The sequence below is a fragment of the Spirosoma foliorum genome, from assembly GCF_014117325.1.
Classification (GTDB): Bacteria; Bacteroidota; Bacteroidia; order Cytophagales; family Spirosomataceae; genus Spirosoma; species Spirosoma foliorum.
The window spans coordinates 7,864,036-7,882,500 of sequence record NZ_CP059732.1; the positions used below are offsets into that span (position 1 = coordinate 7,864,036).

The following is an 18,465-nucleotide window of genomic DNA, read 5'->3' on the forward strand; positions in this document are numbered from 1 at the left end:
ATAGGTAAGCATCTAACACGAGGAAATTGAGAAGAGGTAAAAAACTGTCTTATTAATGAGAATATGGTACTATGTATAGCAAATCGCTATGAGTTAACACTTTTGACAATGGTTCATTGCCTAATCGTTACTAGGCGATTGACAGTAGTTCACCAAGCTGATCCATTTCGTGTTTCAGCTCATGAATAGCATGTGTTTTACCTTCCTGAACCTCTGCCAGGCACTTATAGGCATCATCTCTGAGCAGGCTCCAGGCTCGGGCATGGGAGTCAGAATCTTCATCGGTCAGCATCAGCGATTGAACGATGTCTATAATTCGATTATAGGCTGCGGTAATCTCGTCGGCACTAGTGGTTGAGGGTAGCTCCTTAAAGGCGCTTATTTCAGTTGCGAGTTGGTCTTTTAGTTCTTCATTCATAGTCTTTGTTTCGAGATAGCTAACAGGACCTTACCTTATTTGCGATATGTGGTAATAGCCTCTTCGTAAATCCGGACACCTGGTATATCTCTCGCACCATTGGCGATATCAGCTTTAATTGCGGCTTCATCAATGATCCAGTAGCCGTTCGGCACTTGATTGGGATCTACGATTTCAAAGGTCCATCTCATCTGTACGCCTTTAGGTTTAGCGATTAAGGCGACTTCCGGTGTAAGCCAGTTTGTCTCGCCGGATTGAGCTAGTGAGGCTTGCTGGGCGGCTTCAGCCTGCTGATGTTCCCTCACTCGTAATAGCTCCCGGTTATAATGCTCAACAGCATCTTTCAGGGGTTGCATCGCGGCCAGGATGGGAGCCGTCATTTCCTTTTCCAATTCAATCCAGTCATGTTTCTGCTGGTCGAGTTGACGGGTAATCTTGAGCCGCTCAACTGTTACAAGCTTGATTAAATCATGGCCCTGAGCAACGTGTTTGATGAGTGCTTCCTGTTGTTCGGGCGTGCCACAGACGGCTGGTTGTCGACGCAGAAACGTAACGTAGTCCGATAGGGTGGCTTGTAGCTGCTGGCGTCCGCTGGAATCATTGAGTGAGAGGCCAGTGGTTGGGTTGGTTTGGGTAGTCATACCCCTAAAAGCAACGAACAGGTATAAATGTTGGCTAAATCATATATGTTGAGTAGCTCTAAGTTCCCCTAAAGTCGTAATAGCTATAGGGATTTGGGCGAAACCAGGCATATTAGATCGGTTTTCTCAAAAAAATAACCCCATCCTTAGGCGGACAGGGCTAATACTTTTTCTTTGATGAACGTGCTCTTATGGGTTAAATTCACGTTGGTATTCTTTAGACGGTCAAAGTGTATTTTGGACACATAAAAAAACGTTGGCACTAGTAGCACCAACGTTTATATCTAACCCATAAGAGCTCGCAGGCTACTAGATGTAGACCTGCAATCGGGGTCAATATAGTTGAAGAAATGAAGCTAGTGGTAACTTATTGGCTGTTTTTTGAATTAATTTGGCAACAAATAACTTAACTCCCACAGCATCAGAAAGTCGTCTACTTGTAGACTATCACTTACCTGGCAAAAGAGAACAGGCATTCACCCTGTCTTAATACATGCCACTAACAGATAGGTAATCCGTTAATGGCAAGTTTGAAAAAACCTGACTGATTTAACGAACGTTTCTTTTTTATCAGGAATAGAAGATTGTCAGTGTTAAATTTTTTCGACTTTTAGGACTGTTGATAAATCTTTATAGCGCCGTAAAACCAACCCAGTAAGTAGCAGAGCCACCACGGCTAAGCCACCGGCCAGTAAGCCAATTGTGGGTGCCTGAATATAAACCAATGCCTGCCCCGCCAGAAATGATCCGGCAATATCCGACAAATTTATAAATGCCATGTAGGTGGTGAACTGTGATCCTTCCACCCCAGGTCGACAGACTGACATGAGCAGCGGTATAGCTGCCACACTTAGGCTAGGGTCCATAAAATACAAAGCGACCAGGCCAGTTTGGGCAACCGTCCGATTGCTCCAGGTGGGCTCCAGGAGGTTAAATACAAGCAGATAGGTTGCGATAAGCGCTAAAACAAAAACCAGTAAACGACGGGCCCCGATTCGGTCAGCCAGATAGCCCCCTAGAAGGGCAACACTGGTGGCAACCAGCATACCATAGGTACCAGTAAGAATAGACACGGATGTGTCGGCCCAGCCCAGCTTGTGAATCAGGTGATAATTGTAGGATCTCAAAAACAGACTTATGCTTACATAAGTGGCTACCACCCCGCCAAATAATAATAAGCTTCGTTTGGCGAAAATGCCTTTCAATAATTCGGCAAATAGCCAGCTGAAGGTATGATTGGGCCCCGCTTTTTTGGCCTCAGTAGCCGGGAATAAGGATTCTCGACGAGTCAAAAAGGGGGAAAGCCGATCCTCAGGACGCTCCCGGATGAAAAAAGTCAATAGGGTTAGGGCTAGTAGGCAGAGCGTTTGGGTTAGGGCTGCCTCAAAAAAACCATATCTCCGCAGAATCTGCGCAAAAACGGCAGCACCTACGCCGGTACCTAGCAGAAAGCCTGCCCGCATGAAGGCGTTTACGCGTCCCCGTTCCTGGTCGGGAATGACCGAAATGGCCATGGCGTCAACGCTTGCATCCTGTATGGCAGCAAAGATGCTGTGGACCAGGAAGCAGCCCCCTAGTGTCTGAAGCTGGGTTATGGGATTGTGAATGAAGAGCAGAGCGATTGAGGCCAGAAGCGCCAATAGTTGAGCACCTAGCACCCAAGGTTTCCGACGCCCCATTGACGAGCGTTGATAGCGGTCAATCAAGGGCCCCCAGACAAATTGAAACGCCCAGGGTAGCCCCACTAGGGCCGCAAACGAACCCACGGAGGACGACTTAACTCCTTCGGCGGTTAAATAGTTGGCTAAGGCGGTGAGCGAAAAACCAGCCGGAATGCCCTGCATGATATACAGGTAAAAGAAAACGCCGTAACGTAATGGTCGATTCTGGGAAAGTACCAGCGGAAAAGCAGAAACTATAGGCATAATGGGTTTACACCAGGCAGTTATACGATCTGATTTAGCCGGGCTAGTAAGTGGCCAGTAAGACTCTTTGCTTAGGAATAATGTTTTGAGAGTTGGGTTGTAGTTGGGCAACAGGCTTTATGGCCCGTAATTAGTCCTAGCTTTCGACTTAAAACTACCCTATTCATATGGCATTTTGAGGATAGGATTGTCCTTACTAAGCGCTCTCCATTGCTGTAGGCTTAAACAAAAAGGCCCGGCACCAATAACACCAGGACTTCTAAACCCACTCATATATATAGCCTGTTAGCTTTCCAGCTCTTTTACTTTCTGTTCGATAAACTCATTCATCTGCATTCCCGAGTGAATAAATGAACCAGCTTGAGAAGGCCGAATTACCCCCGCTACTTCACCTCCAGTGTGATAGCTGGCTGGTTGCTGCCGAACTGTGTCTACACTAGGCTAATTATATAGAATTGCCCCAAATAGAGTTTGTCTATTCCAATAACCTCTTCATGCAGCATGACCGAGCTAAGCAGGCTGGAACCAGGCTTGTTCAGACCGTAGACGTAACGCCTAGAGCATTGCGGCTCCTGGAAAAGTATAACGGGTCTAAGGGGCTCTTTTATGGCTCGAACTGGAGCAAGCAACTAAAAACGATTGCGCGTCTGACGGATCTACGTGACCCGAAAACGGGCGAATTTATTCGACTCCTGTTTGGGATGGGTTGTGATACAGGCTTAACTGCTCGTGGGATTCGGAGTGATAATGATATGCAGATGACGCGTCTGGGAGGGTGGTCCTCAACACGTCCTGCGCGACGGTACATCGGCCTGGATCTAAAGATTATTGCCGGTTTTGCTACTAACTCATCCGTTGTATCGTACTAAGCCATGAAAACGAAACCATCATCCGGCGATCCCCGCGATTGCTACGACTTCGAAACGCTCTGGCAGTGGGTGGAAGAGCTACAGGGCCTAGCGACCGTACAGCAGGAGCTAGTAACTTGCAGTAACAAGCAGTGTGAGGTTGCAGACAGGCTCTACCGGCAGCTAGATGAGAAAGCGACCCTGTTGGAAGAGAAAGCGGCCTTACTGTCGGAGAAAATGGAACTGCTCATCGAGCGTTTAGTGCAGTATGAGGTAGCTTTCTCGGGCGAGTTCATTAATGATGTCAGGCGGCTGAATTAAATGTAACCGGGTTCGGTATCGAAATAAACAAACGCTGGCTCTATTAGGGCTGGCGTTTTTTGATTATTACAAAACCAATGAGTTATATATTAAAATCCCATATTTTTAACGTGCAGTCAATGTTCACATCGTTTAACCATCCTAAATACAATGAAAACTCATTTTTACTTACTTATTCTCTTTCTTAGTACATCGGTTTTTGCACAAAACAACTATGTCGTTACCGCCCCAATTTCAAGTACACCTGGAAAGAATAATACGTTAATTGGATATCAGGCAGGTGTAAGTAGTACAAGCATTTCTGCTGATAATGTATTTATTGGATCTCAAGCCGGCAACCGGAATACATCTGGATCAGAAAACACATTTATAGGTAGTAGTGCTGGATTATTGAATACAACAGGAAACTTAAACACCTTCTTAGGGGCCGGTGTAGGTTATCTTAACACAACAGGAATCAGCAATACCTTTGTTGGAGCAGAATCAGGCTCGGCTAATACAACTGGGTATGCCAATGTATTTATGGGTGCAAGGGCAGGTAGCTACAGTACAACGGGTATCTCAAACTCGTTTATTGGCACATACGCGGGGACTAACAATACAACTGGCAATTCAAATACTTTTTTAGGGGGAGACGCCGGGAGTAATAATACAACTGGGAGTCAAAATACAATTCTCGGTCGTAGTTCGGGGCAATCCAATACAACTGGCTCAAATAACGTGCTGGTAGGTTACTATGCAGGGTTTTTGAATAAGACAGGCTTTTCAAATGTTTATCTTGGAAGCTATGCAAGCTTTAGTAATCAAAATGGGAGTAACAATATCATGATTGGTGACTCGGCTGGTCTTAATAATACTGTTTCGGGCAATGTGTTTGTTGGGTCAAAGTCGGGGTATAGTAATAGTTCAGGTACAGATAACGCTTTTGTAGGTTATCGTGCTGGCTATACTAATACAACAGGGAAGTGGAATTCATTTTTGGGAAATGAGTCAGGGGTTTTTAACACCACTGGCAGCTCAAATGCTTTCGTGGGCTATCAAGCGGGAAATCACAATACTACTGGAGGTAGTAATGCCTTTTTGGGTGCTCAGGCAGGTTTCTCAACCACCACAGGTTCATTTAACACGTTTACGGGCTATGTTGCGGGAACTTCAAATACGACCGGTACTGGAAATACTTTAGTGGGAGCTTCGGCGGGGACTGCTAACACAACTGGCCAGCAGAATACGTTTATAGGGACTAGTTCGGGTATAAATAATACAACTGCTTCTGCCAATACCTTTTTGGGCTATCAGGCAGGCTACACAAACCAAACTGGAGTAAAAAATACGTTTATCGGCTATCAGGCAGGTTATTTGAATTCAACAGGTAGCAATAATATCATCATCGGGCCTAACTCGGGCACTGCTATCACAACTGGTGACGACAATGTGCTAATGGGTTATAATAGTCAGGCCGAAGATGGATTGTATAACGCCACTGCCATCGGTGCCAACAGCCGAGTAGCCATCAGTAACGCCCTAATTCTGGGTAATAATGCCAACGTGGGCATTGGTACCTCTGCCCCTACTTCCAGTCTTCATGTAAACAGTTCACAGGCTAATCAATCAGGGGTGCGCCTAGAACAACTAACTTCATCAAGTCCGGCAGGCCGCTCGACCGACCAGTTCCTAACGGTCAACGAAAAGGGTGATGTCGTGAAAGCACGTTATCAACTCCGAATCGCCAATGCTAATGAATGGAGTGACAAGGTGTTTGCATCGGGCTATCACTTGCAATCATTGACGGAGGTAAAGAAGTACATCGATGTCAACCAGCATTTACCTGGTATACCCTCAGCTGAGCAGGTAGTAAAGGACGGCGTTGATCTGGTAAAGATGAATGCTACTCTGTTGGAGAAGGTAGAAGAATTGACGCTGTATAGCATTCAGCAAGATAAGGCTATTCAACAGCAAAACGAGGAACTACAGGCCATCAAGCGGGAGCAGGCCCAGTTGAAACAAATGCTACAGCAGGTGTTAAACTGTAAATAGTAAGACAATCAGTGTAGGCTATAAAACATTCTTTTTTGCCTGTTAACATTTCCCTTCTTTACCCCAAAGTAGGAGCCAAAACTAAAGCCTATTTGTAGCTACTTATAGCTAGCGCCAACAACAGGGCATACTCACTGGTTAAGGGAATAGTCAACCTACGGTAGCTATAGTAAGCTGCCCCAGACATGCATGAAAGCAGATCATAAACTCCAACGCTTTTTAGACGCTCAGTATAGCAGCTATGCCAAGGCCCTAGCTGAAATCATCAGTGGCCGAAAGCAAACTCACTGGATGTGGTATATCTTTCCTCAGATTGATGGGCTAGGGCTTAGTGAAACCGCTCGATTCTACGCTATTAAAGACCTCCAGGAGGCCCGTGATTATTTGGAGCATCCCGTATTGGGGAAACGCCTGATTGAAATAGCGAACGCAATGCTTCAGCTTAATGGAAAATCAGCCAATCAAATTTTGGGAAGTCCAGACGACTTGAAATTGCACTCCAGTATGACCCTGTTTAGTCTATTGGACAAAGCAGATCCTGTTTTTCAAGCGGTCTTATTGAAGTATTTTAATGGCGTCCCCGATCAGCGTACACTATCGATTGTTAAAGATATGACTACCTCAGCTACATGAAAACAATGGCTTTGGTGGTTCAAAAATCGGTCTTTTTTGTGCAAGACCTCGATTCTTGAAATTTTCATCTTTTTAGTTTCATCGGAAGAGACAAAACAGAATAAACCCCAGTAGTTCTGGCCCGACTGAAGCTAGGTTAGGAAGCCCCAATTTTTGCCTTTTTGTGATTTTTATCCACAGGGGTTGGGGATAACTGTGGGTAAGCTCTGAAAAAGGGGGTATAGGAGGTGTTTCAACCAGCGTTTCAACCGTCCTCCAAATCCCATAAAAAATGCCGGCCAACCTTTCGGCTAACCGGCTACTTTTCATATAGTTATGGGCGAGCGGGAAATGGGTCTCGAACCCACGGCCTGCAGCTTGGGAAGCTGCCGCTCTACCGACTGAGCTACTCCCGCTTGTTTACGATAACAAAGTTGATTCTTTAAAATCACAATGTCAAGCCCTGGTAGTCAGATCGTTTGAGCCAGTTTGCTTATCTGGAAATACGTATACGCTAATTGCTCATCTGTGGTACAATAAGGCGGCATCAGGTATAAAACATTGCCCAATGGGCGCATCAGAATACCGCTTTCAAGCAGAAAATTGTAGGCCGTATCCCGGATACTATTGAAATACGATGTCTGCTCGCCAGCTTTTAAATCGAAGGCCAATAATGTCCCGTGTTGCCGAATGGTGTCGACTGTTGAGTAAGTTGTTAACTGCTTTGCGAATTCAGTATGTTTTTGGGAAATACGCTGAATATTTGCCTGCGTCTCATCCTGTAGGAGCAAGTCCATACTGGCCAAAGCTGCCGTACAGGCAAGCGGATTGGCCGTAAATGAGTGGCCGTGGAAAAGCGTTTTGAACTTGTCGTCCGACAGAAAAGCATCGTAGATGGCTTGCGTACACGTCGTTACCCCTAACGCCATTGTTCCACCAGTTAACCCTTTCGATAAGCACATGAGGTCGGGATTTTCCTGCAAATGATCCGATGCGAATAACCGTCCCGTCCGGCCGAAACCAGTCATTACTTCGTCGGCAATGATGAGCGAACCATGTTGGCGGGCTAGCTGAAACAGTTTGTCCAGAGCAGTAGGCTCATACATATTCATACCTCCGGACCCTTGTACTAGTGGTTCTACAATGAAAGCAGCTACTTCGTCAGTAAAAAGCGTAGCAGCTTGTTGCAGAACGGCTTCCTCCTGACCCGCTACAGGAACAGGTATATACTCCACATCGAACAAGAAAGGGGTAAACGGAGCAGTGAAGGCACTACGCCCACTGACGGCCATTGCTCCAAACGTATCACCGTGGTAAGCATTCTCGAAAGCCACAACTTTACGGCGCGGTTTGCCCAAATTATGCCAATATTGAAAGGCCATTTTCAGAGCAACCTCAACGGCAGTTGAACCATTGTCGGAATAAAATACCCTGCTCTGGTTTTGGGGCAAAATGGCGAGTAATCGCTCGGCTAACTCAACGGCGGTGGGATGGGTAAAGTCCGCAAAAATGACGTGTTCAAGGATTTGTAATTGCTCTGCTACCCGTTGCGCAATGTACGGATGCGCGTGACCATGCAAATTGACCCACCACGACGAAATCATATCCAGATATTCACGACCGTCGGCACTATATAATACTGATCCCTGACCTCGTACAATAGGTATCGGCATTGGCGCCGTCTGCATTTGTGTGAATGGATGCCAGATAACAGCCTTATCACGTTCTGCTAAGTTGTTCATTTATAACTAATGGATAATGTAAAATGGATAATGAATAATGAATGGGGTGAGTGTTTCCCATTGTACATTATTCATTATCCATTAAGATTAAACACCCCACTTCCCCTGAGCTTTCATTACCTGCTCAATCACATCCCGAACAGCACAATGGCCGCCTGCGTTGGGCGATATGTATTGGCAAATGCCTTTTATTTCGCTAACGGCATCAGACGGACACGTACTTAGTACGTCCGAACGGCTCAAGATTTTGTAGTCGGGGAGGTCGTCGCCCATATATAAAACTTCGGATTCGTTCAGGCCGTCGCGAGCAATATAACCGAGGTAGGCGTTGACTTTCTGGTCGGATGGGCCACCCATGAAAATATCTTTTACGCCCATGTTCGTCAGCCAGTTACGGACACCGTCGGCATTAGATGAAGATAGAATGGCTACCCGGAAGCCTGCTTTCAGTGCCTGTTCAATAGCATAGGTATCGCGGATGTGTACCGTTCGGAAGCGTTCGCCGGAGGCTAATAGATTAACGCTACCATCGGTCAAAACACCATCGACATCAAAAATGAAGGTCTTGATTTTGGTAAATCGCTCTTGTGTTGCTGCCATGTTACAAGTTTAGTGAAAACCGCCCGACAGTTCCGTATTTTTGCTGCATGAATGATCAAAACCCGTCCTGGACTGGGTCGCCCCAGGTTGAATTGCCCCAGGAGTTCCAGGCGCAGATGCAGGCGCAACTGACTACGGAATTTCCTGATTTCCAGTCTGCGTTGATGGGACCTTCACCCATAAGCATTCGTCTGAATCCACGTAAGAATGGCTATGACACAGCTAACTTGACACCTGTGCCTTGGTGTTCTGCTGGATTCTATCTGCCCGAACGCCCCAATTTTACGCTTGATCCCCTGTTTCAGGCAGGTGCTTATTACGTTCAGGAGGCTTCGTCGATGTTGCTCCATGATGTAGTACGACAAACTGTTAATGTAAATCACCCGTTGCGGGTTCTGGATTTGTGTGCTGCGCCGGGCGGGAAAAGTACCTTGCTGACCTCGGCTTTACATCCCGATAGTTTGCTGATGTGCAATGAAGTAATTCGAAGTCGGGTTTCGGTTTTGCGTGAAAATCTCGATAAATGGGGATATCCAAATGTCGTTGTTAGCAATCATGATTCGGAAGATATGGCTAATCTGGCGGGCTTTTTTGATGTGGTCGTCGTCGATGCGCCTTGCTCTGGTGAGGGACTTTTTCGAAAAGATCCCGATGCTATACAAGAGTGGTCAGAAGCGAATGTGCAACTTTGTTCGGCGCGCCAAAAGAGGATTCTGGCCGCAGCGGCAACGTTACTGGATAAAGACGGTATCCTGATTTACAGCACGTGTACTTATAACGATACTGAAAACGCGGAGAACGTCCGATTTCTGACCGAAAATGGCTTCAGAAATATTCCCTTGATTCTGCCTGCTGATTGGAATGTAGTGGAGCGAGAAGCTGGTGACTCGGAAACGGGAGAGGCTGTTGGGTATCAATGTTACCCGCATCGGGTACAGGGTGAAGGTTTTTTCATTAGTGTTTTTAAGAAAACGGCATTTACGGCTCCGGTGAAATTGGATGCGCGTACTTTCCGCAGTATCCGGGCCTTACGACCTCGCGAAACAGCAATAGCATCGAAATGGCTGCAAAATCCAGCCGATTTTTCGTTCTGGGAAAAACCGAATGGCGATGTAATGGCTTTGCCGAAAGCATTAGAAAAAACGTTTCTGTTCCTCGATGTTGCTATTCGCCAAAAAGGTTTCGGATTGGAAATGGGGCAGTTTAAAGGACAAGACTTTATTCCTTCTCACGCACTAGCGCTCAGCACGGCCATTAATCAGAATCTGCCGAGTATTGAATTAAGTAAAGAAAACGCGTTACGATACTTTAAGAAAGAGAATCTGGTGTTCGATGAACCAGTGAAGGGCTGGCTGTTGGTTAAGTACAATGGCTTGAATCTGGGTTGGGTAAAAGGAGTGGGCAACCGGGTGAATAACTATTTGCCGAAAGATTGGCGCATTCGGATGGATATAAAAGAATACGTATGAAACGGTTTGTTCTGATTTTAGGCTTGCTCTTGGCGGTTATGGCGGTCGGTTATTTACTTGGCCCATCGGCTCATTCTGACCCTATTAAAGATGCACCAATTACGCTTGATCCAGATCTGGTGAAGCTGGAACAAAGTATTGCAGAGTCAGAGCGAAAATCTAACCTACGGCCCGACAATGAAGCCCGCATTGTTTGGGCCGATAGTCTGCATAAAGTCAAAACGCCTTATAGCATCGTATACATTCCAGGCTTTTCGGCAAGCTGGGCAGAAGGCGATCCGGTTCATAAACAGATTGCCAGGCACTTCGGCTGTAATTTATACCTCGCCCGTACAGCAGAGCATGGCATAAGTTCACCGGATGCGTTTAAGGAAATTACGCCATCGAATTATGCGGCCTCTGCCGAACGGGCGCTAGCGATCGGTAAAGCGTTGGGCGAAAAAGTGATTGTCATGGGTACATCGGCGGGGGGCATGTTGTCGCTTTATCTAGCTGCGCATCATCCTGAAATAGATGCGTTAATCTTATACTCGCCTTGTATTGCAACGGCTAATCCAGCCTTAAAATTGGCCACCAAGCCCTGGGGGAAGCAAATTCTGGATCAGGTGTTTCAAGGCGAATACTTCATTAATAGCCATTACGATAACGAACGGGCTAAATATTGGCTGCCTCGGTATCATACAAACGGTCTGATTACGCTGCAAACGATGCTCGATGAGTTTATGACGCCCGAGCAGTTTCAGAAAGTGAAGCAGCCCGTATTTATGGGCTATTACTATAAAGATACCGCGCATCAGGATCAGGTTGTGTCGGTACCCGCCATGCTGGAGATGTTCGACGAATTAGGGACACCCGCCGATAAAAAAGAGAAAGTCGATTTCCCCAATGCAGATGCTCACGTAATTGCATCTCATTTCACATCGAAAGACTTAACGGGTGTTTATCAGGCCACTGAGAAATTCATGACCGATGTCTTAAAGTTACCATCTGCACCAGCATCAACGGCGACTGTAGCCCTTCACCCAAAAAAATAACCTAACTTTGAGCAATTAATGAATAATGGATTGGGATTCACTGGAACACTAGTTGGTCATCATTCATCATTCATCATTCATCATTAGAAAAACATGGCTTACGGATTACTGAACGGAAAACGCGGCATCATTTCGGGTGCCTTAGACGAAAACTCAATTGCCTGGAAAGTCGCTTTAAAAGCGAAAGAAGAAGGGGCCACTTTCACGTTGACCAATGCGCCGATTGCTATGCGCATGGGGGCTATCAAAGAACTGGCTGAACAGTGTAATGCCGAAATTATTCCGGCAGACGCCACTTCGGTTGAAGACATCGAAAATCTGTTTTCCAAATCAACCGAAATCCTCGGCGGTAAACTGGATTTCGTGTTGCATAGTATTGGCATGAGCCCAAACGTGCGGAAAGGAAAAGCCTATACCGACCTCAACTACGAGTGGTATAAGCAAAGTATCGACATTTCGGCTCTGTCTTTTCACAAAATGATGCAGACAGCCTATAAGCAGGATGCTATCAATGAATGGGGTTCGATTGTTGCTTTAACCTACATGGCGGCACAACGGACATTTCCATTTTATGGCGACATGGCCGATGCAAAAGCTGCGTTGGAGTCCATTGCCCGGAGCTTTGGCTATCAATATGGTAAATATCGTAATGTACGTGTAAATACGGTTTCGCAATCTCCAACACCAACGAAAGCGGGTGGTGGCATTGGGGGATTCGATAAATTCTTCGATTTCGCTGATAAAACGGCTCCTCTCGGAAATGCGACCGCCAATCAATGTGCTGATTATGTGATCACACTTTTCTCTGATCTGACGCGTATGGTAACGATGCAAAACCTGTTCCACGATGGCGGTTTCTCAATGACCGGGATCTCGGAAGAGGTAATGTCCTTGATTACGAAGGAATAAACACAGGGGGGAAAAGGGACGAAAGGGAGGAGCGGGAAGAAAGGGATACACATTGCTCAACGCATGTTTTCCTTTCTTCCCGCTCCTTCCTTTTGTCCTTTTCCTAAAACTTAATCTCCTGAGTAAGATACGTCGTCTGGTTATCGCCATTGATCCGAACAGTAGCCGTTAGAGGTTTGGCATTCCAGTCAATTGTAATTAATCCATAGTTCAGTTCTGTGACCATTTTACCAACCCGATGGCGATTCGCTTCTTCGTGCGGGGCCGAAACGTGGGTCAGGCCGCTGCTGGTTATATCGTACAGATCATAGGGTAAACCCGGTATACTTACCTTCGAAACCTCTGCCATGTGGCGATCACCGCTGATAAGCATCGCGCCTTTGGGTTTTGTCTTGCTTATCAAATCCAGGAAGCGCTGGCGGGCGGTTGGAAAATTGGCCCACTTCTCGTAGATATGTTCTTCTGGCAAGAATTGAATACCACAACCAATAATATGCACATCGGCATCAGAGTTGGTTAATTGTTGTTCCAGCCATTTCCACTGCGTTTCGCCTAGCATATCGCCCGATGGATCGGGTACGTTTTGTTTGTTTTCCTTCTTCAATGGGTCTCGGAAGTAGCGGCCATCTAATAGAATTACTTTTACCCGTTGGCCATTTGGGCCATATGTGTTTATGGAGTAAGCCCCTTCCTGCGTTCGTAATGGACTATTGGTGGGCACATCCAGAAAATCCAGCATAACCTGCTGGCTCTCTTTTCGTTTGGGATATTCTTTGCCACCATCATTAACTCCGTAATCGTGGTCATCCCAAACGCCAATGATCGGGGTGGATTGCCGTAATTGCTGATAAACAGGATTCGATTTTTGACGGGCATATTTAGCCCGCAGGGTATCCATGCTTTCCGAATCGCCATAAATATTGTCGCCCAGCCAAATCCAGATATCCGGTTTTTGCGCCACAATATCATCCCACAGTGGCTGAGGCCGTTTTTGGTCGCTGCATGAGCCAAAGGCGATAGTAGTAATGGGCTTCTGGATTGATGATGTAGCCGTTCCCGACTTCGGTGTACGGCATCCGGTTAGTACAATGCAGCCGAAGAGGAAAAGCGTAATAAGTTTTTTCATCGGAATGAGTTTGATGATTGATTCGGTAAAAGTAAAAAAGCGCTGCCGTTTCCCAGAGTAATTAAAGATTTGATAACTTTACCACCCTGAAGATTATCATCACATATCACTGACCTGCGCCGAAAGCTCCTATCTAGTAGGATAATGCTTTTCGGTATAGACTGCCCAACACGGGGCAGCGTTGACTCGTCCTATTTTTGGGGTGAGTTTTTGGTCATTTCTCAATCCTTATAATTCTCTACCGATGAAATTTCATCATTTCATCTCGGGCTTCCTATGCGTAGGTGTCGCCCTCATTTTGTCGTGTTCCAAAACGATTACTACAAACAAGCAGATCATGCAACAAGAAGCAATAAATAAATCCATCATCCGCGATTTCTACCGCCGGGCAGTTAGTCAGGGCGACCTCGATTTTGCGAAACAAATAATAGCAGACGAGTACATTCAACATAGTCCGATGGTTAAGCCAGGAAAAGAGGGACTTCTGGAAGCACTGGCCTACATGAAGCAAATGCCGAAACCAGCAAGTACCTCAACGCCTTTTCTGCGCCTAATTGCCGAAGGAGACTATGTTGTAACGAACATGAGTTTCGGTTGGGGTGATAAGCAGAAAGTCGTAGTTGACCTGTTCCGATTTCGAAACGGGCAGGTAACTGAGCATTGGGATGCTATTGAAGATCAGCCCGAAACAACCCGAAATGGTAACGCCATGATGGACGGCCCGTTGCCGATTGAGGATAACGGGCAGGTAGCAAACAACAAAGCCCTGGTGTCGGAGTTCTTTGAAAAGGTTTATATCAAGCGCCAACTAGAAGCACTTCCCGATTTTGTTGATGCTAACCTAATCCAGCACATTCCTGAAATTGAAAATGGCATCGCTGGATTAACAGCTTACTTCCATCAGACATCGGATCAATTTATCGTAGAGAAAGTAGCCCATGTTATTGGCGAAGGCGATTTTGTAGTCGTGCAAGCTGAGGGGAAAGTAGGTTCAAAGGCGGCTACGTTCTATACTATTTTCCGTTTGAATGACGGGAAAGTAGTTGAGCAGTGGGGAGTGAAGCAGATTGCTTTGTAGATAGAACTGGCGCGGGCATTTGCTCGCGCCTTTTATCTAGTCAGCATTCGCTGACTCTATTGGCTATTTAGGTGCCAGCGAATGCTGGCTAAATGAAAAGGCACGGGCAAATGCCCGCGCCAGCTTTTTACTCTTCCCAACTCCGCTTAATCCGACTCCCATTTTCCGAAGCTTCGGCGCGTATGTACATATCCACTTCCTGTTGTAGTTCTTCAACGTGTGAAATAATTCCCACCACCCGATTTTCAGCGCGTAACGCCTTTAGGGTTTTGAAGACCGTTTGCAGCGAATCTTTGTCCAGAGTACCAAACCCCTCGTCCAGAAAAAATAGATTCTGCTTCGCTTTGGTCAAATGCTGAATATTGTCAGACAGCGCCAGCGCCAGCGATAAAGCCGCCTGAAAGGTTTGACCACCCGACAGCGTTTTTACACTCCGGGTTTCGCCCCCGTTGAGGTAGTCGCGTACCTGAAAATTGTTTTTTTCATCTAGTTCAAGCTTCAGTTGACTATTAGTCAACTTGAAGAAACGATCATTAGCCGATTCGCAGAGGTTTTTCAAATAAACGGATGAAACATAGTTGACAAAGCCCTGCGCCCGAAACATTTCGTCCATTTTCTTCAAATCCTGCTTACGAAGATCTAACGCATCATACCGTTTCTGATGCTCCTGTTTCTGAGTCCATTGCTGTTTTAGCGTTGTCAGCACATTGGCCAGTCGCCCGAACTCTTTATTTAAACCGTCTTTTTGGTCTCGCAACAGCTTGAGTTGGCTTTGTACAGTTGCCAGCGCAGTTGGATCAAACGGGTGTTTGGCCAGCTCAATTTCCAAATCGGCGATTTGCTTCTCTAAACCAGCCCGTTTTTTGTCAAATTCACGAATGCGTTGCTTTTCCTGATCAATGTCCAGATTACTTTGCAGCACTTGTTCAACGACTTCACGAGTCATAGATTCCCTGACCAGATTTTGAGCAAGGGTCAATTCTACTGCCTGAATTTCCGTCTCCTGGTCGGTCAACTGCTTGCTCAGTTGCTGAAGTTGTTCCGCTAACGTTGCTCGTGATTTCTCGACATCCGATTTCTGCTTATCGGCTTCGTCAAAATTGGTCTTCGTTTGCTCGTAGGCTCGATTGAGAGCGCTTCGCAAATCACTAATCTGGCGCAAATCCCACTTCTCAACCTCAGAAAGACGGTAATAGGCAAGGGATTCAACTTCCCGTTTCAATTGGCCACTCAGACCAGCAATCGCTGTATCGAACTCATTCCGCTTTTTTTCCTCATCGCGCAATACAGTTTCGATATCCTCGATTTGTCGGCTCAACTCCCTAACGATCTTCTGCCCATCCTGAAGTTGCTTTTGCTGTTCGCTTTCCCGACGAATAGTACCCGTCAGGTCGTCTTCCTGGTTTTTGTCGAACTCATGCCAAATGAACTGATCTTCATGTTCGGTCAATTGACGGACTATTTCGGTGCGTTCCTGAATAAGCCGTTTGCTGTTATCTAAAGCTGTCCGAAGATCTTTGGCTAACCCTTCGATGAGCAATCGTAACGCAGTCGTATCATCAATACGCTGATTTACTTTGTTCAGTGCAGCTTCACTTTTCGATACCTCCTGCTGAATTAAATCGGCCTTCGATGTATCCTGAATAGCTTCGTGTCTGGCCGGATGGTGCTCGGAACCGCAAAGAGGGCAGGGGGCACCATCAGTCAGTGAATCGGCAAAATGGGCTAATTCCTGTTTTACGAATGCCTGCTGATAAACCTTTTCGCGGTCTTTACGAATGCCTTTTAGTTGTTCCAACGCGGTATCAATGTGCGCTGGCAATGTTTTCAAGGTAAACGAGGCCCACTCTTCAGGGAAACCTGTCAGCGCCTGGTCTTTTTGGTGTTTGATTTGCTCAATCGCTGTTTCGTACTCAACTAACTGTTTCTGTAAGTCATCAGCCTGCTTTTTCAGTGGCTTATAAACGGCAAACCATTTTTCTGCCTGATACAGACGTTCTAGTTGGGAGGGTTGTCCAAGCAAACGGTCGATAAGGGTCTGGTACGTTTGACGCTGTGTTTTTTGACTATCACACTCTTTCTTTTGTCGTTCAATTCGAGTCGCTAGTTGCTGACGATTGCGCGTCTGGAGTTCAATCGATTCCTGCAACGTTCGTAACTGCTGGACCGTGTCTAACTCATCGATCTGTTGTTGCAATTGGCCTCGACTTTCATAGGCTTTTTTCGTAGCCTCATAAACCGATTGAACACTAACTAACCGACTCTCTGTTAAGGCAAACTGCTTGGCTGCTTTAGTTTTCGCGTCAATCAGACCGGTTTGTTTATCCTGCAATTTTCGAAGCGCTATCAAATCGGCCTGAAACACAAGCCGACATGTTTCATATAAGGCAATCGTCTGCCGAAGCTGATTATAATTGATTTCCAGTGTTTGCAAACTTACTAATTCTCGCTGCACGCTTGCCAACTTCTGGCTTTGGGTTTGGGAATGCAACAGCTGTTGTTCATTGGGTTCCAACTGCTCTATTTCGAGTTCCTTTGCTCGAACAGCATCCATGCTGGAGGCAATATTTGCCTCGGCGTGTGTGATAGCCTCAGGCGTAACAGCTTCCAACGGACTTAATAATCCGCGAAGTTCGGCTAGTTGATCATCATTAGATTTGCTCAATTTCCCTATCCGTCCAGCCAGATCGTACTGTTCTAGTTTGAACAGCTGATTCATCATCTTAGTCCGCTCAGTGGGACTAAGTTCCAGAAATTCGCGAAACTGATTCTGAGGAATGATAATCGTACGCTTGAAATTCTCGTAATCCAGGCCCAGAATCTGCTTCGAGAGTACCGAAATATCCTCTTTTTCATTTCCGATTGGATGCCAGTCGTTTTCTTGGCGGACAAACATTCGCCGTTCGCCGGGGCCAATCTCGTGGTGTTTTTTCGGATGCCGTTTCGCTTCGTACGTGAACTTATATATATGCTGATCGGGGCCTGCCTGAAATTCGAAGTCAATAAGCAAATGCTTCGACTTCAGGTTCATCATATTATACTGTCGGTTATCTCGGCTATTTAGCCGCTCCGTTTCGCCATATAAGGCAAAGCTGATAGCTTCCAGCAGCGACGTTTTACCACTGCCCACTTTCCCGAAAATGCCAAACACACTCGATCCGGTCAGTTTCTGAAAGTCAATCTCCTGAAGATCCTGATACGAGTAGAGACCTTGAATGGATAATTTAATAGGTATCATTCAGGTTCAGTTGCTAAAATCTCTCGAAACAATTGCTGTAAGCGGCCATTAGGCTCTTGCCCTTTGTTTCGACTCTTGAAATAATTTGTAAATAGAGCTTCCATACTCTGCGTAAGATCAATAGCAGGTGTTGTTTCCTGCTCCGGCTCATCTACAATACGCACATCAGGAATAATGGTCACTAACGACTCATGCGCTTGCTGAAGCTGCCGACGTTCCTCGCTGGTCAGATACGTTGTAGTTTGCAGGGTAATTTCTGCGAAACAGTTCGGGTTTTCCTGAAGCCACTCAACGGCTTCGGTAACAAGTTTGAATTTTGGTCGTAATAAACGCTTACCTGCTTTAAGTGGAATCGGTGTAATAGTTACTGCCTGATTGGGTTCTGCATCAATCAAAACAACATACTTCTGTTGATCGGCTTCCGCAAAACTATAAGCCAAAGGGCTACTACTATATATAACAGGGCAAGG

Annotated in this window: 16 protein-coding genes and 1 tRNA gene (1 of these 17 only partly in view); 8 read left to right on the top strand and 9 right to left on the bottom strand. The window is 46.1% G+C overall.

Annotated elements, in window-relative coordinates; translation table 11 throughout:
- Nucleotides 1-130: 130 nt before the first annotated feature.
- From H3H32_RS33210 to H3H32_RS33220, 3 genes are all read right to left on the bottom strand, one after another.
- Nucleotides 131-418, bottom strand: a complete 288-nt coding sequence (locus tag H3H32_RS33210) for a hypothetical protein (protein ID WP_182460004.1) — start codon at nt 416-418, stop codon at nt 131-133.
- A 35-nt stretch (nt 419-453) separates the two neighbouring features.
- Nucleotides 454-1,059, bottom strand: a complete 606-nt coding sequence (locus H3H32_RS33215; RefSeq protein WP_182460005.1) for a hypothetical protein — start codon at nt 1,057-1,059, stop codon at nt 454-456.
- 593 nt (nt 1,060-1,652) lie between these two features.
- Nucleotides 1,653-2,984, bottom strand: a complete 1,332-nt coding sequence (locus tag H3H32_RS33220; RefSeq protein WP_182460006.1) for an MFS transporter — start codon at nt 2,982-2,984, stop codon at nt 1,653-1,655.
- A gap of 494 nt (nt 2,985-3,478) precedes the next feature.
- Between H3H32_RS33220 and H3H32_RS33225 the strand changes: the two genes are divergently transcribed.
- The 4 genes from H3H32_RS33225 (at nt 3,479) to H3H32_RS33240 (ending at nt 6,820) form a co-directional block, all read left to right on the top strand.
- On the top strand, nt 3,479-3,853 hold the full coding sequence (locus H3H32_RS33225; RefSeq protein ID WP_182460007.1) for a hypothetical protein: 375 nt from the start codon (nt 3,479-3,481) through the stop codon (nt 3,851-3,853).
- Nucleotides 3,854-3,856: 3 nt separating this feature from the next.
- Nucleotides 3,857-4,153: a hypothetical protein gene (locus tag H3H32_RS33230; protein ID WP_182460008.1), complete on the top strand. Its 297-nt coding sequence runs from the start codon at nt 3,857-3,859 to the stop codon at nt 4,151-4,153.
- A gap of 150 nt (nt 4,154-4,303) precedes the next feature.
- Nucleotides 4,304-6,187, top strand: coding sequence for a beta strand repeat-containing protein (locus H3H32_RS33235; RefSeq protein ID WP_182460009.1), 1,884 nt, complete (start codon nt 4,304-4,306; stop codon nt 6,185-6,187).
- 189 nt (nt 6,188-6,376) lie between these two features.
- On the top strand, nt 6,377-6,820 hold the full coding sequence (locus H3H32_RS33240) for a DUF1810 domain-containing protein (protein ID WP_182460010.1): 444 nt from the start codon (nt 6,377-6,379) through the stop codon (nt 6,818-6,820).
- Nucleotides 6,821-7,142: 322 nt separating this feature from the next.
- On the opposite strand, the gene H3H32_RS33245 is transcribed toward H3H32_RS33240, so the two are convergent.
- The 3 genes from H3H32_RS33245 to H3H32_RS33255 all read right to left on the bottom strand — a co-directional run bounded on the left by H3H32_RS33245 (nt 7,143) and on the right by H3H32_RS33255 (nt 9,141).
- Nucleotides 7,143-7,215, bottom strand: a tRNA-Gly gene (locus tag H3H32_RS33245).
- Nucleotides 7,216-7,269: 54 nt separating this feature from the next.
- Nucleotides 7,270-8,541, bottom strand: a complete 1,272-nt coding sequence (gene bioA / locus H3H32_RS33250) for an adenosylmethionine--8-amino-7-oxononanoate transaminase (protein ID WP_182460011.1) — start codon at nt 8,539-8,541, stop codon at nt 7,270-7,272.
- An 87-nt stretch (nt 8,542-8,628) separates the two neighbouring features.
- Nucleotides 8,629-9,141: a KdsC family phosphatase gene (locus tag H3H32_RS33255; RefSeq protein WP_182460012.1), complete on the bottom strand. Its 513-nt coding sequence runs from the start codon at nt 9,139-9,141 to the stop codon at nt 8,629-8,631.
- Between the two features lie 47 nt (nt 9,142-9,188).
- On the opposite strand from H3H32_RS33255, the gene H3H32_RS33260 reads away from it, so the two are divergent.
- From H3H32_RS33260 to H3H32_RS33270, 3 genes are all read left to right on the top strand, one after another.
- The gene (locus H3H32_RS33260) at nt 9,189-10,610 is read left to right on the top strand and encodes a methyltransferase RsmF C-terminal domain-like protein (RefSeq protein ID WP_182460013.1); all 1,422 of its coding nucleotides are present in this window, start codon (nt 9,189-9,191) and stop codon (nt 10,608-10,610) included.
- Complete coding sequence (locus H3H32_RS33265; protein WP_182460014.1) at nt 10,607-11,644, top strand: alpha/beta hydrolase; 1,038 nt, start codon at nt 10,607-10,609, stop codon at nt 11,642-11,644. The genes H3H32_RS33260 and H3H32_RS33265 overlap by 4 nt, the downstream gene beginning before the upstream one ends.
- A gap of 93 nt (nt 11,645-11,737) precedes the next feature.
- The gene (locus H3H32_RS33270; protein WP_182460015.1) at nt 11,738-12,553 is read left to right on the top strand and encodes an enoyl-ACP reductase FabI; all 816 of its coding nucleotides are present in this window, start codon (nt 11,738-11,740) and stop codon (nt 12,551-12,553) included.
- A 103-nt stretch (nt 12,554-12,656) separates the two neighbouring features.
- Here the strand turns inward: H3H32_RS33270 and H3H32_RS33275 are convergent, their stop codons facing one another.
- Nucleotides 12,657-13,679, bottom strand: coding sequence for an alkaline phosphatase D family protein (locus H3H32_RS33275; protein WP_182460016.1), 1,023 nt, complete (start codon nt 13,677-13,679; stop codon nt 12,657-12,659).
- A 337-nt stretch (nt 13,680-14,016) separates the two neighbouring features.
- Between H3H32_RS33275 and H3H32_RS33280 the strand changes: the two genes are divergently transcribed.
- The gene (locus H3H32_RS33280) at nt 14,017-14,757 is read left to right on the top strand and encodes a nuclear transport factor 2 family protein (protein WP_182460017.1); all 741 of its coding nucleotides are present in this window, start codon (nt 14,017-14,019) and stop codon (nt 14,755-14,757) included.
- A 127-nt stretch (nt 14,758-14,884) separates the two neighbouring features.
- On the opposite strand, the gene H3H32_RS33285 is transcribed toward H3H32_RS33280, so the two are convergent.
- Nucleotides 14,885-17,995, bottom strand: coding sequence for an AAA family ATPase (locus H3H32_RS33285; protein WP_182460018.1), 3,111 nt, complete (start codon nt 17,993-17,995; stop codon nt 14,885-14,887).
- On the bottom strand, nt 17,992-18,465 hold the 3' end of the coding sequence (locus H3H32_RS33290; protein WP_182460019.1) for a metallophosphoesterase family protein. It continues 753 nt past the right edge of the window; only the last 474 of its 1,227 coding nucleotides appear in the window; its start codon lies beyond the right edge, outside the window; the stop codon is at nt 17,992-17,994. Before H3H32_RS33290 ends, H3H32_RS33285 begins: the two co-directional genes overlap by 4 nt.

Excerpts from the sequence above, each read along its gene's own strand:
- H3H32_RS33210 (WP_182460004.1), bottom strand. The coding sequence starts at position 418 with ATGAATGAAGAACTAAAAGACCAACTCGCAACTGAAATAAGCGCCTTT.
- H3H32_RS33215 (WP_182460005.1), bottom strand. The coding sequence starts at position 1,059 with ATGACTACCCAAACCAACCCAACCACTGGCCTCTCACTCAATGATTCC.
- H3H32_RS33220 (WP_182460006.1), bottom strand. The coding sequence starts at position 2,984 with ATGCCTATAGTTTCTGCTTTTCCGCTGGTACTTTCCCAGAATCGACCA.
- H3H32_RS33225 (WP_182460007.1), top strand. The coding sequence starts at position 3,479 with ATGCAGCATGACCGAGCTAAGCAGGCTGGAACCAGGCTTGTTCAGACC.
- H3H32_RS33230 (WP_182460008.1), top strand. The coding sequence starts at position 3,857 with ATGAAAACGAAACCATCATCCGGCGATCCCCGCGATTGCTACGACTTC.
- H3H32_RS33235 (WP_182460009.1), top strand. The coding sequence starts at position 4,304 with ATGAAAACTCATTTTTACTTACTTATTCTCTTTCTTAGTACATCGGTT.
- H3H32_RS33240 (WP_182460010.1), top strand. The coding sequence starts at position 6,377 with ATGAAAGCAGATCATAAACTCCAACGCTTTTTAGACGCTCAGTATAGC.
- bioA (WP_182460011.1), bottom strand. The coding sequence starts at position 8,541 with ATGAACAACTTAGCAGAACGTGATAAGGCTGTTATCTGGCATCCATTC.
- H3H32_RS33255 (WP_182460012.1), bottom strand. The coding sequence starts at position 9,141 with ATGGCAGCAACACAAGAGCGATTTACCAAAATCAAGACCTTCATTTTT.
- H3H32_RS33260 (WP_182460013.1), top strand. The coding sequence starts at position 9,189 with ATGAATGATCAAAACCCGTCCTGGACTGGGTCGCCCCAGGTTGAATTG.
- H3H32_RS33265 (WP_182460014.1), top strand. The coding sequence starts at position 10,607 with ATGAAACGGTTTGTTCTGATTTTAGGCTTGCTCTTGGCGGTTATGGCG.
- H3H32_RS33270 (WP_182460015.1), top strand. The coding sequence starts at position 11,738 with ATGGCTTACGGATTACTGAACGGAAAACGCGGCATCATTTCGGGTGCC.
- H3H32_RS33275 (WP_182460016.1), bottom strand. The coding sequence starts at position 13,679 with ATGAAAAAACTTATTACGCTTTTCCTCTTCGGCTGCATTGTACTAACC.
- H3H32_RS33280 (WP_182460017.1), top strand. The coding sequence starts at position 14,017 with ATGCAACAAGAAGCAATAAATAAATCCATCATCCGCGATTTCTACCGC.
- H3H32_RS33285 (WP_182460018.1), bottom strand. The coding sequence starts at position 17,995 with ATGATACCTATTAAATTATCCATTCAAGGTCTCTACTCGTATCAGGAT.